Below are 12822 nucleotides of genomic sequence, written 5' to 3' on the forward strand. Positions count from 1 at the left end.
ATCAACCGCATAGAGTGACCAGGCCCTAGGTTTCTTTCAGCACCACGCCGACCAATGTGAGAATGACGCAGGCGAACCCGATGACCGTCAGGTAGGCCGCGCGCTTCGCCCTCCACCCGACGGTCAACCGTCCAAGCAACACGACGAAATAAAAGACCCAGGTGACCAGCGCCCCGATTTGCTCGGAGTTCCAACTGACATAGGATCCGCGCGCAAACTCAGCCGAAATGGCTCCCGTGACAATTCCCAGGGTCAGCAAGGGAAATCCCAAGACGATGGATTGCTGATTGAGATGGTCGAGAAAGTCGAGCGCCGGCAGCTTGCTGTAGAGAACGTTGAACTGTTTCGACTTGAGGAGTCGATCCTGAATCAGGTACATCACTCCTGCCACGAAGGCAACGGTAAATCCCACCGTTCCCAACATGCTGAGCGTGACATGAAACCATAAGGTCTTGAACACAGGCTGAAGCGTGGGGGCCGTTTCCGGAAGGGCAGCAGACGAGACCAAGGAGACTAAGGCCAAGGGCACCATGAAGGACCCCAGCACATAGATCCGATGGCGAAACTCAACGACCACGAACACAAGAATGATCATCCAAGAGAAAAACGAAAGGGCGTCCGAAAAGCTGGGCGGCGCCGAAGTTGAGACCTCGACTATTCTAATGACGAGACCGATGGTATGCGAGAGGAAGCCGGCCGCCGTAATCGTTAATGACACATTCGACAAGGCTTCGGAACGTCGCAGTAAATAGGCAAGAAACGACACCGTCGCCGCAAAGTAGAGAACCATGGTGACCATGAAACAAACGGCTGCCATCGGGAATGCCCCTGCGGTGACTCGAAACCTCGCGCCGACAAGAGAAGCGTGAAATTATATCGATGCGGACCAAACAGAGTCAACAAAACGTCGGTGCTGCAATGACTTCGATCAATCGGCTCCATCAGAGCGGAACACTCTACGTGGTCGCCGTGCCCATCGGACATCCCGACGATGTAACCGTGCGCGCCATTGAGATCCTCGGCAAGGTAGACCTGATCGCCTCCGAAGATCCAAAAGTGACGCAACGACTTCTGACGCATCACGGCATTCAGGCCACCGTGACGAGCTACGGACCCAGAAACCTTCAAGAAAAAGCGGCGGTGCTTCTGCAACGGTTACAGCAAGGCGGTCATATCGCATTAGTATCGGATTGTGGTTCTCCCCTCGTCGCCGACCCCGGCCAGCTTCTCGTCGCGGCTGCCCATGCGCATGGCATTCCCGTGGTTCCGGTCCCCGGTCCTTCTGCGATTATCGCGGCTCTGACTGCCGCAGGACTCTCCTGCGACTCCTTCTATTTTCTTGGACATTTGCCGAATCGAGCTTCACACATCGACCGATGCCTTTTGACTTCTCTGAAGCGGGAAGTGCCGACTGTTGCATTCTGCACAAAGACATCGGTCGCGCGCGCGCTGAAGACCCTTGGCGAGCTCGCTCCCGTCCGCCCTGTGGTTGTGGCCTACGACTTGACGAAACCGAATGAGTCCGTCATTCGCGGAACGGCTTGTGAGGTTCTTGAGAGACTATACCCTACTCGTGGAGGGGACGTGACACTCGTTCTTGCAGGAACAGATGGGACAGAATCGGATGACCACGGCGTGCGTCACGCTCAGTCGTTCTCCTCTCGACGGATCAAGACCCGATAGGCCTGGTCGATTCGCTCTCGAGACAGTACGGTATGGCCTTCGTTCTCGACGCTACGAGGAACGTTGCGGATGGGATCTCCGTCATCGAGAAGCACGGACAGCACCTGCCCTTGCTTCAAGGTCTCCAGCTTGAGCTTGGTCTTCACGAAGTTATAGGGGCAAATCACGCCGCGAAGATCAAGTTCGACATCGGATGAAGGAGGGGTCAGCTGTTCGTCCATAGACAATAACTCGGTACGACAAAGTTCGCTTTCTTAACTCTACGCTATCAAGGGAAAGTGAGTTCAGCAAGGCGTACGGCCATACAAAGGAGGGGCAGCATCATTACGCCGCCCCTCCACAAAAACCAAACACTCAGACTGTCTTAGTTAAATCCCTTTATCAAATTTGGCTTTGACGGATCGGTTCCGTAGTCGGATATGTTGGGAACCTTTGTTTCCGGAGTGACTGTTTTGTACCCCCAGCCTGGTTGAGGTTCACAATTCCAGCATGGAGCCGAACCGGTGTACTCACCGACAGTGGTATCCACGGTCCCAGTAATCTTGCCGGGCAACACGGATCCCGCCACCCCTCCGGTCATACTGCCACTGCTTGTTTCAATGGCGCGCTCGGTCGAGGGATTCGGGCGCTGGCCCAAACCACCAAATCCGGCGAGTCGCTCATTGCCGCGCAAGAGATAGACTTCCCGAACGATCTTACGGCCGACCCCATACTGCTGATTGGGTGTGACCGCTTCAATCACTTGGAGGGAGATATCATCGCCGCTATTTAAGACTTTGATCTGATCCAGGCTGGTTCTTTCGTCAAAATAGACCGTCATCGAACTCATGGCTCCAGCTCCCGCCCGGCCTTCATCATGGGAGCTTCCACCGGTTTCCAAATGCATTTTCGCGGCTGGAAAATCAATGGCCAGGACACGGCCATAGATGGTTTCCGGTAGAGACAGTCTATCGATAAACGAATTTCGATCGAAAGCCTGAACGCGGTTTGCATTTCCAGACACATCGCCTACCCCGGTTCCGACTCCCATTGCTGAGCCACCAGACTGCTGAAGTCGCTCTTGAGCCACTGCAACATTCATAGAGCCGACACAAAGTATTGCGGCCCCAAGCGCCAACACTTTACGCATGTGCTGCCTCCTTAAATAAATGGACGAGTCGTCCTAAATAAGAAAGAACTCTATCGATGATCCCGAAACACTTCATTACTCGTTGGTCAGGTTGAGATCGAAGCCTACTCATACACCATTGAGAAACATGCAGAAACTAGGCTAATGGCACGTCCCTGTCAAGAGGATACTTGATGGCGAACCTGACATTCGATATCCCAGGGGTTCCTTTACAATCTCTGTGCTCCATGCGGCTCAATCAATCATGTTGTTGGTGCCCAGAGGGAGGGTCGAACTCCCACTCTCTTGCGAGAACCGGATTTTGAGTCCGGCGCGTCTGCCAGTTCCGCCATCCGGGCACAAGTCTACCCTTCGCAGCTGGTGTGTTTTTAGCATGACGACACCGGAGGGTCAATCGGCATCCGTTGCGTGACTCAGCGAGCTGAAACGTACCGACTGCGATCGTGCAGTACCTCGCCCTCACTCGGCGTCGAGAACTACACATAATATAACGATCGCCTATTTCTCTTTTTTATCCGAAACGATCTAGATAGGCGCAAGGCGTGTCTCTGTCTGATTGGCTTCTGAGCCAGTCTTGGAAATGGGTCGTGCCGACGCAGTAGTGGCCGGCAGGCACCAACGATCGGTCGTTGAGCTTCCCGCCAAAATAGAGCGCCTGATGATCGGCCAGGACCTCGCGAGAGTCCTGGCCGCCATTCAAAAGACGGCGCGCGACTTCGTCCAGGCGGATCCGATCAGGTCCTGCTAAATCGATCGTACGGTTGCATGGCGGGCGTTCGGCCACTTCGATCAGGAAGGCAACGACGTCATCCGCTGCAATGGGCTGCATCAGCACTGGAGGGAGTCGAACCGTAGCGCCTTGAGTGCCCAGGTCGGTGATCGTCTTGATGAATTCAAAAAATTGCGTGGCTCGAACAATCGTATACGGCATCGGACCGAGCTGGACCAGCTGCTCTTGAGCCACTTTCGCCCGCATATAGCCGACGTCCGCCATACGGTCTGCCCCGACGACCGACAGCACGATGTGGTGCTGCACCGTTGTCCCTGCTTCAGCGGATAGGAGATTTCGTGTTGATGTGCCAAAAAAATGCATGACCGCGGCAGACTCGAAGGACGCTGGATTCGTGGCGTCGATAACGACCTGGGCATCCTTCAACGCTGCTGTCAGTCCAGAGCCCGTGAGCGTGTCGACACCCGATGCGGGTGATGCTGGTATGCCCTGATGCCCACGTTGATCGAGCTGTCTGACTAGCCGAGCGCCGATCAGCCCGCTGCCGCCAATGACGACGATCTTCATATCGGTTTTTTGTCCTTACGCCCGTGACCGAGGGACGAAGCCTTCAAACTGCCCTCCTCGTGCGACAAAGAGACTTCTCCTGTAACCAGAGCTACTTGACAGGTACCAGCACCGGCGCCTGCTTGTCCTTGAGGAAGAACACCACGAACTTTGCCGGCTTGGTATCGCTCGCGTTTCGTCCCACCGTATGCACATCGTTCGGCCCTTCGTAGAAGGTTTGTCCCGGCGTCAAGGTCACAGGTTTCCCTCCCTCGACCTGCATGACAATAGAGCCTTCGAGCACATAGATGAACACATGCGCATTGTGCCGGTGTACTGAGTCGGTTGAACCAGGAGGAAAATTGACAGTGACCATCAGTCCTTCTTTGCCGGGCATGTCGACAAGATCTTTTGAGAACAGCGGCGTGACTTCAGCTTGCTGTGCCAAAAGAGGACTAGACATGAAGCTCACAAACCAGCAGGTCAACAGCAGTTTTTTCATCGTTGTATCCTTTCTGATATGTACATCGAGATTATGTACGCCCCTTCAGAAACGGCTCTGAAAAGGCCGGACAAAGGGAGCGTCAGATTCCGGCACACTACCTCAGACAACAGCGTGATCAGCTAAACATCACCTCTTCCGATGGAGATGCTCACCAGGGCGGGCCTGGGGCCGCTCGAACCAGGCATTGACCTCGTTCAGAAACTCCTTCGGCGCCTTCCGCTCGACTTGCTGAGCCAAGTCTGCAAGCGTATACGCATCGAGTGTTTGTCGCATGCGGCGCTCCGCCTCTTGCATCACTGCGTGAATACTACAGACGCCCTTCTTTGCCCACGCCGGAGGTGAGGCGTCGAACAAGGCGCAGTTCAGGCGAACTTCCGTACATTTGAAGAGCGCCTTGCTGCCCTCCAGGGCCGCGACCGCATCCCAAACCGTGATCTCTTCCGGTGGACGTGCCAGCATGTACCCGCCGCCTGCCCCTTCGCTGGCCGTAACCAGGCCACCCCTTTTCATTTTAGTGAACAGTTTGGCGACAAAAGTTGGTGAGATGCCTTGCAACTTCGCCAGGTCCGCGACGTTCGCTTTCACCGAGCCTGACCGGCCGACGAGAAAAAGGAGGCAGTGCAGCCCATATTCAACCCTGGAAGCGTAAAGCGCCATATAACTAAGACCAACTATGTCTTAGTTATACAGATGCAGATGGACCAGATCAAGCAGGAAAAGGCTGCATAATAAGTATCAATCTTTTCCATGTTGATTGAGAAAAAGAAGCGCGTGCGAGCCTGATCTTTTCTTCACTGGAACTTCTCTGATAAGATGCTGCTCAAATATGTAATATGAAAATTTGAAAGTTGAATCGCTTTCAGCATTTGATCGTTTAACTTGACGCAACAGCAAAAGGAGCTGATGGACATGGCAGAGGTTTTTTGTGTGACATGCGGTCAGTCCGGTGAAGCTATCACAGCCCCTCTGTTTCTTGGTAAGCTTGAGTCTGAAGTAAAAAGCAAAGTCTGCACAAGCTGCTGGAAGAAGTGGGAAGGCATGCGGGTGATGGTCATCAATGAATATCAAGTCAATCTCGGCGATGAGAGCGGCCGTGAACTGGTTCGTAAACAGATGAAAGCTTTCCTGAAACTGGGAGAACAGGTCGATTCGTCAAAGGTTGCCGAGAACTATCGCCCGCCGACCAGCTGATTTCAGTAGCCCTTACGGAAGAAGTTTTAGCAGTGCGCGTCAAGTTTTCCCTTGCATTGTCGCTGGGTTCGTTGACATCGAGAATCCGAAAATGCTAGGGTGTCGCGTTTTGCCGTGCACGCATAAATAATGCGAGGGAGAGGGTATCGTCCATAGATGATCACGCAGATGCAGGTCAAGGGGCTCATGTTTGACCCCTACAACAATGCGTATATCGTCATTCTCCGAGACGAGGATCAATCGGAAATGCTTCCGATCTGGGTCGGAAAATCGGAAGCCAGTTCGATCAGTCTGGCGATTGAGAACGTCGCCCCTCCCCGCCCTATGACTCATGATTTTATGAAAGCCTACTTGGATGCGTTCAATGCCAAGGTCATTAGTGTGGTGATTACAGACCTCAATGAACATACCTACTTTGCCAAAGTTCACTTGACCTACGCAGACTCGGAGTATACCGTCGATTCACGTCCAAGTGACGCCATCGCCCTTGCGCTTCGGACCCAAGCTCCGATTTTTGCGAGTGAGTCCGTGATTCGGAAGCAGAGCTCGGAAGAACTCGATCAGTGGCTGGAAAACCTGAAGCCCGAAGACTTCGGAAAGCTGGACTCCTGACATACTCTCGTGATTGTGATATGGAAGAGCACGCGCCTCAAACGACCGAACCATTGATACAACTTGAGGTCAATCGAGTCGTAGAAGACTCGACGACGGACACGAGGATCGTCGTCCTGACCCGAGCCGACGGCGCGTCAGACCTGTTCATGGTATGGGTGGGAGCATCGGAAGGTGAAGCGATCAGACGTGCCCTGGATACCTCGACGACGCCACGACCGATGAGCCACGATCTGATCAAGAGCTTCGGCGAACACCTCGGCGTCAAGATGGAACGAGCGGTCCTCACGGATGTCAAGAGCAGCACCTACTATGCAACCGTCTTCCTCGAAAACAAGGGAGTCGTGCGCACCATCGACTCCAGGCCGAGCGACGCGTTTGCCTTGGCGCTCCGCTGCCGCGCGCCGATTTATGTGACGCAGGACGTGTGGACGCGACGCAGTGGTCAGAATCTGGATGCGTGGCTGTCCAAACTGGAAACGAAGAATATCGGGGCCCAAGAAGTCTAACTCTCAAACGACCGGCAACATTGCAACGGTGGAGAACACGATGATGACGTATTTCGAAAATCCGACTCAAGTAAAAGAAACCTGGCATCTGGTGGACGCTGAGGGGAAAACCCTAGGTCGGTTGGCGGCTCGAGTCGCGAGCATCTTACGGGGGAAACATCGCCCGACCTTCACGCCGAATGTCGATATGGGTGATCATGTGGTCATCGTGAATGCGGAGAAGATTCAATTGACCGGCGACAAGATGGACACCAAACTGTACCACCGTCATACAGGGTATCCGGGAGGGTTGAAAACCGCCTCCGCCGCGCACGTGTTTCGGAAAGACCCGACGCAGCTCCTGACCAAAGCGATCAAGGGCATGCTTCCTAAGACCCCACTTGGCAATGGCATGGCGCGGAAGCTCCGCGTGTATGTCGGGTCCGATCATCCCCATCAGGCCCAACGTCCCCAATCTATTTCTCTCTAGCAGGTTGCGGAAAAACTCAGTTGATGCCGACAATTATGGCGGAAACTTTTCGTATGGTGCTAACGCAAGAATAACTTCAGGATGCCCAAACAGGCGGTCCGCAGCGAGTGAAGAGGCGAGGCATACGCTTCGGTACGTTGAGCCTCTGAGCGATGCGATCTGCCTCGCGAAGCCGCTTCGGCAATGCGGGAACGCCGACGGCGGACTTCTTCAGCATCCTGCCGGAGCCATGTCCTCAAACAGAAGGAGACGAGTCGTATGGCAGTGGTGACACAATACGCAACGGGACGGAGAAAGTGCGCAGTGGCCAGAGCCTGGGTCACTGGCACCGAAGGCGATATTACCGTGAACGACAAGCCGTTGGAGAAGGCGTTTCCTCGTCTCACCCTCCGGCAAATTATCCAGCTCCCGCTTGAAATGGCCGGCCTGATGGGGAAGTACTCAATCAGCGCGACCGTCTATGGCGGTGGCCCGACCGGACAAGCCGGCGCCCTCCGTCACGCCATTGCGCGAGCGCTCGTGGCGATGACTCCGGCAACCCGCGGCCCCCTGAAGAAAGAAGGATTGCTCACTCGGGATTCTCGCGTGAAGGAACGCAAGAAGTACGGACAGAAGGGCGCGCGCAAGCGGTTCCAATACTCCAAGCGCTAGGGACCGGGGCCGACGATTCGACAAGGGGAAGGCTCCACGCCTTCCCCTTTTTTATGCCATCCTTATGAGCGTGGATGGTGGTCCAAGACATCGATGGTAGCCCATGAATAAAACATTTCGAATCGCCATTGCCGGAGCCAGCGGATATGCCGGTGCGGAACTTGTTCGCCTTGCGGCAGCCCATCCTTATTTCACCATCGCTGCCGTGACGTCGGAAAAGTCCGCGGGCCAGTCGGTTTCATCCGTATTTCCGAGCTTCAAGGGAATTATCGACCGTCAATTTGAAGCCTTGGCGCCGGAAGCCCTGACGGAGCGAGCGGACGCCGTTTTTCTCGCGCTGCCCCATACAAAATCGCTGGACCCCGTTGCGGCCTGTATCAAAGCAGGCAAACCTGTCGTCGATCTTAGCGCGGATTATCGGCTGAAAGACGCCGGCACCTACGAGAAGTGGTATCACACTTCGCATAGCCATCCACATTTGCTCCGAGACGCGGTATATGGATTGCCGGAACTCCATCGAACCGCCATCACCACATCGAAACTCGTTGCTTCGCCCGGATGTTATCCCACGGCCGCAGTCCTCCAATTGGCACCCCTTTTCGCCGAAAGACTCGTGCAACCGGAGACCATTGTGATCGATGCAAAGTCCGGCGTTTCAGGAGCGGGACGGAGTCCGGCCCTGGCCTACCATTTTCCAGAAGCGCATGAATCCTTAGAGCCCTACAAAATCGGCCAACATCGCCATATTCCCGAGATTGAACAGGAACTTTCCGGACTGATGGGCACCGTCGGTTCCGTGACCGTGACATTTACGCCCCATCTTGTACCGATGAACCGGGGGATCCTGAGTACGGCATACTGTAAACTGACGCGGAACATGCAACTGCCTGACCTTCGAGCCTTATACCGAGAGCACTACAAAGGGGAACGGTTCATTCGGCTCTTCGAAGACGTGACGCCCAATCCGCGTTACATTAAGGGAACCAATTACTGCGACATCGGCGTGTACGTGGATTCACGGGCCGGCTGGGTCGTCACCGTGGCGGCGGTCGACAACCTCGTCAAGGGGGCTGCCGGTCAGGCCATTCAAGCCATGAATCTCATGCTCGGTATTCCTGAGGAAACAGGGCTGACGGCTCCCGGCAGTTACCCATAATTGCAACCATTCAACCATCGCCGCAAGCCGCCGTCCCGTACGCTGCGCATCATCTTATGAAATCAAAGACCGTGGGTATCACTGCACCGCTGGGGTTTCAAGCCGCTGGAATCCATTGTGGGATCAAGAAATCAGGCCTGCTCGATTTGGCCCTCTGCGTCTCCGACGTCAGCGGGCCGATCGCCGGAGTCTTCACAAAGAATCGTGTTGCGGCCGCACCGGTGCTCCTGGATCGGCGCCATCTTCGGTCGCGTCGCGGGCGAGCCATCATCGTCAACAGCGGAAATGCCAATGCCTGCACGGGTGAACAAGGGCTGGGGGCGGCGAAGGCAATGGCGACGGCCGTGGCACAACAGCTCTCCATTCCCACGCACCAGGTATTCGTGGGGTCGACCGGCGTGATCGGTCGTATGCTGCCGATTGATCGCATCACCACGGCCGTCCCAACCTTGATCGCACGTCTCAGTATTTCAGGAAGTGAGCAAGCCGCACAGGCGATTTTAACCACGGACTTGAAGCCTAAAACCGTCGCGGTACAAAGACCCATCGGCGGTCGCGTCGTCACCATCGGCGGCATGGCCAAGGGTTCCGGCATGATCCATCCGAATATGGCCACTATGCTGGCCTATTTAACGACGGATGCAGCGATCGCCCCGGCTGCCCTCCAGCAGGCATTGAGAGCGGCAACCAATCAATCCTTCAACTGCATGACGGTGGATGGCGATACCAGCACGAACGACACAGTTCTCTGTCTGGCGAATGGCCTGGCCAAAAACCGACCGATTCAACAAGATACCAAGCCCTATCGCGACTTCGAGCGACTCTTGACTGATGCCGCGCAGGAATTGGCTCTCATGATCTGTCGCGACGGAGAAGGGGTCACCAAGGTCGTCACGATTCGAGTGCAGGGAGCCAGCACGACGGCGGCGGCAAAACGAGTCGCAGACACCATTGCGACATCAAATCTGGTCAAGACCGCGTTGTTTGGGGAGGATGCCAATTGGGGAAGGGTCATGGCTGCCATCGGACGATCGGGCGTTGCGATCGATCCTGACAAAGTGACGGTGCGATTCGATGACATCGTCATGGTACAACGCGGGATAGGAATGGGACTGGAAGCGGAGCAGAAGATCGCGCAGGTCTTCAAACGGAAGGAGTTTACGATCACCGTCCAGCTTGGGCAGGGGCGCGCCCATGCCCACATGTGGACAACAGACCTCTCGTATGACTATGTCCGTATTAATGCAAGTTATCGATCTTAGCGCAAAGGTAGCTTGAAACCTCCGCAGGACTATGGTAGCGTCCCCGGTCTGGGTCAGATAGGGGGTTGGGTTTGGCATACAGCGAGAACCGCCCCATTCAATAAAATAACCATCAGCGTCGATACGCTGCGCGGCTTGAGATTAAGGGAAGCGATTCCCTCGCCCCATGTTTGGGCGCTCTGCAAGCTTTGAAGGGAGGTGAAGGCATGGGAGTAGTGGCGATTAAGGAGTTGTTAGAAGCAGGCGTTCATTTCGGGCACCAGACCAACCGCTGGAATCCCAAGATGAAGAAGTTTCTATTCGGCGAACGCAGCGGCATCTATATCATCGATCTTCAACAAACCCTCTCGCGGATGGAGCAGACCTATGCCTTCGTCCGAGACCTTGTGGCAGCGGGAGAGTCCGTCTTGTTCGTCGGCACGAAGCGGCAAGCTGCGGAAATCCTCGAAGAAGAAGCCAAGCGGGCCAACATGTATTTCATCAACCAGCGTTGGCTGGGTGGGATGTTGACCAACTTCCAGACCATTCGACGAAGCATCGATAAGATGAAGAAGATGGAGACGACGCTCCTCAACCCCAGCGAACATGGTCTCAAAAAGAAAGAAATCCTTCTCATGCAGAAGGATATCGCGAAACTCCAAAAATATCTGTCCGGCATTAAGAACATGCGCAGCCTTCCGGGAGCCGTCTTTGTCCTGGACACGAGGATCGAGAAAATCGCCGTGCAGGAAGCGAAGCGGCTCGACATTCCGGTCATCGCTATTTTGGACAGCAACTGCGACCCGGACGACATCACCTATCCGATTCCTGGAAACGACGACGCGATTCGCTCGATCAAGCTGATTACATCCAAAATTGCCGATGCCTGTATCGAGGGCGCGCATGTGAAAGCCCAGCGCGAAGAAGCGGAGTTTCAGGCCGCTCCCGTCGGCGGCGACAGGAAGCCCGGCATGCGTGTTCAAAATGTTCCCGTGTCGTAAATTAACCCGATTGATCCATCAACGGCTCATCCTCAGCGACAGAGCGAAGGAATAACGAAATCATGGCAGGATCCAGTCAGCTCGTGAAAGAGCTTCGTGAAAAAACAGGCGCCGGTATTCTGGATTGTCAGAAGGCCCTCAATGAGAACGGGAATGACGTCGAAAAATCCATCGATTATCTGCGGCAAAAAGGACTCGCGGCGGCGGCCAAGAAAGCGGGGCGGGAAACCAACCAAGGGCTGGTCCATGCCTATATTCATATGGGCGGCAAGATCGGCGTCTTGATCGAGGTGAATTGCGAAACCGATTTCGTCGCACGGAATGAAGAATTCAAAGCGTTCGTCAACGACCTTGCGCTTCAGGTCGCGGCCGCAAAGCCGTCATTCGTGAAGCGCGAAGATGTTCCGGCTGAGCTGGCCGAGAAAGAGAAAACGATCTACGAAGGGCAGGCCAAGGAAATGGGCAAGCCTCCCGCCGCATGGCCGAAGATCGTCGAAGGCAAGCTTGAAAAGTTCTACCAGGAAAATTGCCTGTTGGAACAATCATTCATCAAAGATCCGGCCGTCACCATCAAGGATCTCCTCGCTCAGAAAATTTCCAAGATCGGCGAAAATATGAACGTCCGCCGGTTCACCCGCTATCAATTAGGCGAAGCATGAGCTCTGCCAAATACCACCGTCTCCTTCTGAAAGTCAGCGGGGAGATGTTGGCTGGCGAGCAGGGTTACGGCATCCAACCATCCATTCTGGAAAACCTCGCGGAAGAAATTGCCTCCGTCGTCGCCCTTGACGTTCAAGTGGCGGTCGTGATCGGCGGAGGCAATATTTTTCGTGGAATCGCGGCGAGCGCATCCGGCATGGAACGAGCCTCGGCCGATTACATGGGAATGCTGGCGACCGTGCTCAATGCGCTGGCGCTCCAGAATGCGCTGGAGCGGGTCGGAATCATCACCCGTGTTCAATCCGCCATCGAAATGCGCCAGCTCGCGGAGGGGTACATCCGACGAAGGGCAATCCGCCATCTTGAAAAGAGCCGCGTGGTCATTTTTGCCGCCGGCACGGGCAACCCCTATTTCTCGACCGATACGGCCGCCGTCTTGCGCGCGATGGAGATCAGCGCGCAAGTGATCATGAAGGGAACGAAAGTTGACGGCATCTATGATGCCGATCCCGTGACCAATCCATCGGCTAAAAAGTATGAGAGGATTTCATTTCTGTCCATTCTCAATCAGAAGCTCAAGGTCATGGATTCCACCGCGATCAGCCTCTGTATGGACAACAAATTGCCTCTCGTCGTATTCAACCTGAAAGTCAAAGGCAACTTTAAACGCGTGGCATTAGGCGAGCAGCTCGGAACCCTGGTGACGAGCAGCGATCACTGATCCCATTACGAGGTGTCT

Annotated in this window: 17 protein-coding genes and 1 tRNA gene; 11 read left to right on the plus strand and 7 right to left on the minus strand. The window is 55.0% G+C overall.

What is annotated here, in order from left to right; genetic code table 11:
* Positions 1-25: 25 nt before the first annotated feature.
* Positions 26-817 (minus strand): cytochrome C assembly family protein, encoded by a 792-nt coding sequence (locus COMA2_RS07340; protein WP_090895988.1) that lies wholly within the window; start codon positions 815-817, stop codon positions 26-28.
* A gap of 101 nt (positions 818-918) precedes the next feature.
* On the opposite strand from COMA2_RS07340, the gene rsmI reads away from it, so the two are divergent.
* Entirely contained in the window at positions 919-1683 is a 765-nt protein-coding gene (rsmI, locus tag COMA2_RS07345; protein WP_175304450.1) for a 16S rRNA (cytidine(1402)-2'-O)-methyltransferase, read from the plus strand.
* On the opposite strand, the gene COMA2_RS07350 is transcribed toward rsmI, so the two are convergent.
* From COMA2_RS07350 to COMA2_RS07375, 6 genes are all read right to left on the minus strand, one after another.
* Complete coding sequence (locus tag COMA2_RS07350; RefSeq protein ID WP_090895992.1) at positions 1647-1904, minus strand: sulfurtransferase TusA family protein; 258 nt, start codon at positions 1902-1904, stop codon at positions 1647-1649. The genes rsmI and COMA2_RS07350 overlap by 37 nt on opposite strands.
* A 143-nt stretch (positions 1905-2047) precedes the next feature.
* Positions 2048-2812 carry a hypothetical protein gene (locus COMA2_RS07355; RefSeq protein ID WP_139077170.1) on the minus strand — a complete coding sequence of 255 codons (765 nt, stop codon included), beginning with the start codon at positions 2810-2812 and terminating at the stop codon, positions 2048-2050.
* Positions 2813-3063: 251 nt separating this feature from the next.
* Positions 3064-3150, minus strand: a tRNA-Leu gene (locus COMA2_RS07360).
* 173 nt (positions 3151-3323) lie between these two features.
* Positions 3324-4109, minus strand: coding sequence for an SDR family oxidoreductase (locus COMA2_RS07365; RefSeq protein WP_090895996.1), 786 nt, complete (start codon positions 4107-4109; stop codon positions 3324-3326).
* A 91-nt stretch (positions 4110-4200) separates the two neighbouring features.
* The gene (locus COMA2_RS07370) at positions 4201-4551 is read right to left on the minus strand and encodes a cupin domain-containing protein (protein WP_090896107.1); all 351 of its coding nucleotides are present in this window, start codon (positions 4549-4551) and stop codon (positions 4201-4203) included.
* 168 nt (positions 4552-4719) lie between these two features.
* Positions 4720-5250 (minus strand): RrF2 family transcriptional regulator, encoded by a 531-nt coding sequence (locus tag COMA2_RS07375; RefSeq protein WP_090895999.1) that lies wholly within the window; start codon positions 5248-5250, stop codon positions 4720-4722.
* A gap of 246 nt (positions 5251-5496) precedes the next feature.
* On the opposite strand from COMA2_RS07375, the gene COMA2_RS07380 reads away from it, so the two are divergent.
* The 10 genes from COMA2_RS07380 (at position 5497) to pyrH (ending at position 12804) form a co-directional block, all read left to right on the plus strand.
* Positions 5497-5784, plus strand: a complete 288-nt coding sequence (locus COMA2_RS07380; protein ID WP_139077172.1) for a Fe(2+)-trafficking protein — start codon at positions 5497-5499, stop codon at positions 5782-5784.
* 156 nt (positions 5785-5940) lie between these two features.
* Positions 5941-6396, plus strand: coding sequence for a bifunctional nuclease family protein (locus tag COMA2_RS07385; RefSeq protein ID WP_090896001.1), 456 nt, complete (start codon positions 5941-5943; stop codon positions 6394-6396).
* A gap of 20 nt (positions 6397-6416) precedes the next feature.
* A complete protein-coding gene (locus COMA2_RS07390) occupies positions 6417-6905 on the plus strand; it encodes a bifunctional nuclease family protein (RefSeq protein WP_090896003.1) in 489 nt (162 codons plus the stop codon).
* Between the two features lie 40 nt (positions 6906-6945).
* Positions 6946-7374, plus strand: coding sequence for a 50S ribosomal protein L13 (gene rplM, locus COMA2_RS07395; RefSeq protein WP_090896005.1), 429 nt, complete (start codon positions 6946-6948; stop codon positions 7372-7374).
* Positions 7375-7632: 258 nt separating this feature from the next.
* Entirely contained in the window at positions 7633-8025 is a 393-nt protein-coding gene (gene rpsI / locus COMA2_RS07400; protein WP_090896006.1) for a 30S ribosomal protein S9, read from the plus strand.
* A 103-nt stretch (positions 8026-8128) separates the two neighbouring features.
* Complete coding sequence (argC, locus tag COMA2_RS07405; RefSeq protein ID WP_090896008.1) at positions 8129-9181, plus strand: N-acetyl-gamma-glutamyl-phosphate reductase; 1053 nt, start codon at positions 8129-8131, stop codon at positions 9179-9181.
* A 56-nt stretch (positions 9182-9237) separates the two neighbouring features.
* Positions 9238-10443, plus strand: coding sequence for a bifunctional glutamate N-acetyltransferase/amino-acid acetyltransferase ArgJ (gene argJ / locus COMA2_RS07410; protein ID WP_090896010.1), 1206 nt, complete (start codon positions 9238-9240; stop codon positions 10441-10443).
* Positions 10444-10649: 206 nt separating this feature from the next.
* Positions 10650-11423, plus strand: a complete 774-nt coding sequence (gene rpsB / locus COMA2_RS07415) for a 30S ribosomal protein S2 (RefSeq protein WP_090896012.1) — start codon at positions 10650-10652, stop codon at positions 11421-11423.
* A gap of 62 nt (positions 11424-11485) precedes the next feature.
* Positions 11486-12082: a translation elongation factor Ts gene (tsf, locus tag COMA2_RS07420; protein ID WP_090896014.1), complete on the plus strand. Its 597-nt coding sequence runs from the start codon at positions 11486-11488 to the stop codon at positions 12080-12082.
* A complete protein-coding gene (pyrH, locus tag COMA2_RS07425; protein ID WP_090896016.1) occupies positions 12079-12804 on the plus strand; it encodes a UMP kinase in 726 nt (241 codons plus the stop codon). Before tsf ends, pyrH begins: the two co-directional genes overlap by 4 nt.
* Positions 12805-12822: the final 18 nt, after the last annotated feature.

The sequence above is a fragment of the Candidatus Nitrospira nitrificans genome, assembly GCF_001458775.1.
Taxonomy (GTDB): domain Bacteria; phylum Nitrospirota; class Nitrospiria; order Nitrospirales; family Nitrospiraceae; genus Nitrospira_D; species Nitrospira_D nitrificans.

Bases quoted from the DNA above. Each gene is read 5' to 3' on its own strand.
- argJ (WP_090896010.1), top strand. From the start codon at position 9,238: ATGAAATCAAAGACCGTGGGTATCACTGCACCGCTGGGGTTTCAAGCC.
- COMA2_RS07355 (WP_139077170.1), bottom strand. From the start codon at position 2,812: ATGCGTAAAGTGTTGGCGCTTGGGGCCGCAATACTTTGTGTCGGCTCT.
- COMA2_RS07390 (WP_090896003.1), top strand. From the start codon at position 6,417: ATGGAAGAGCACGCGCCTCAAACGACCGAACCATTGATACAACTTGAG.
- tsf (WP_090896014.1), top strand. From the start codon at position 11,486: ATGGCAGGATCCAGTCAGCTCGTGAAAGAGCTTCGTGAAAAAACAGGC.
- COMA2_RS07370 (WP_090896107.1), bottom strand. From the start codon at position 4,551: ATGTCTAGTCCTCTTTTGGCACAGCAAGCTGAAGTCACGCCGCTGTTC.
- COMA2_RS07380 (WP_139077172.1), top strand. From the start codon at position 5,497: ATGGACATGGCAGAGGTTTTTTGTGTGACATGCGGTCAGTCCGGTGAA.
- rpsB (WP_090896012.1), top strand. From the start codon at position 10,650: ATGGGAGTAGTGGCGATTAAGGAGTTGTTAGAAGCAGGCGTTCATTTC.
- COMA2_RS07385 (WP_090896001.1), top strand. From the start codon at position 5,941: ATGATCACGCAGATGCAGGTCAAGGGGCTCATGTTTGACCCCTACAAC.
- rplM (WP_090896005.1), top strand. From the start codon at position 6,946: ATGATGACGTATTTCGAAAATCCGACTCAAGTAAAAGAAACCTGGCAT.
- COMA2_RS07375 (WP_090895999.1), bottom strand. From the start codon at position 5,250: ATGGCGCTTTACGCTTCCAGGGTTGAATATGGGCTGCACTGCCTCCTT.
- argC (WP_090896008.1), top strand. From the start codon at position 8,129: ATGAATAAAACATTTCGAATCGCCATTGCCGGAGCCAGCGGATATGCC.
- COMA2_RS07365 (WP_090895996.1), bottom strand. From the start codon at position 4,109: ATGAAGATCGTCGTCATTGGCGGCAGCGGGCTGATCGGCGCTCGGCTA.
- rsmI (WP_175304450.1), top strand. From the start codon at position 919: ATGACTTCGATCAATCGGCTCCATCAGAGCGGAACACTCTACGTGGTC.
- pyrH (WP_090896016.1), top strand. From the start codon at position 12,079: ATGAGCTCTGCCAAATACCACCGTCTCCTTCTGAAAGTCAGCGGGGAG.
- rpsI (WP_090896006.1), top strand. From the start codon at position 7,633: ATGGCAGTGGTGACACAATACGCAACGGGACGGAGAAAGTGCGCAGTG.
- COMA2_RS07350 (WP_090895992.1), bottom strand. From the start codon at position 1,904: ATGGACGAACAGCTGACCCCTCCTTCATCCGATGTCGAACTTGATCTT.
- COMA2_RS07340 (WP_090895988.1), bottom strand. From the start codon at position 817: ATGGCAGCCGTTTGTTTCATGGTCACCATGGTTCTCTACTTTGCGGCG.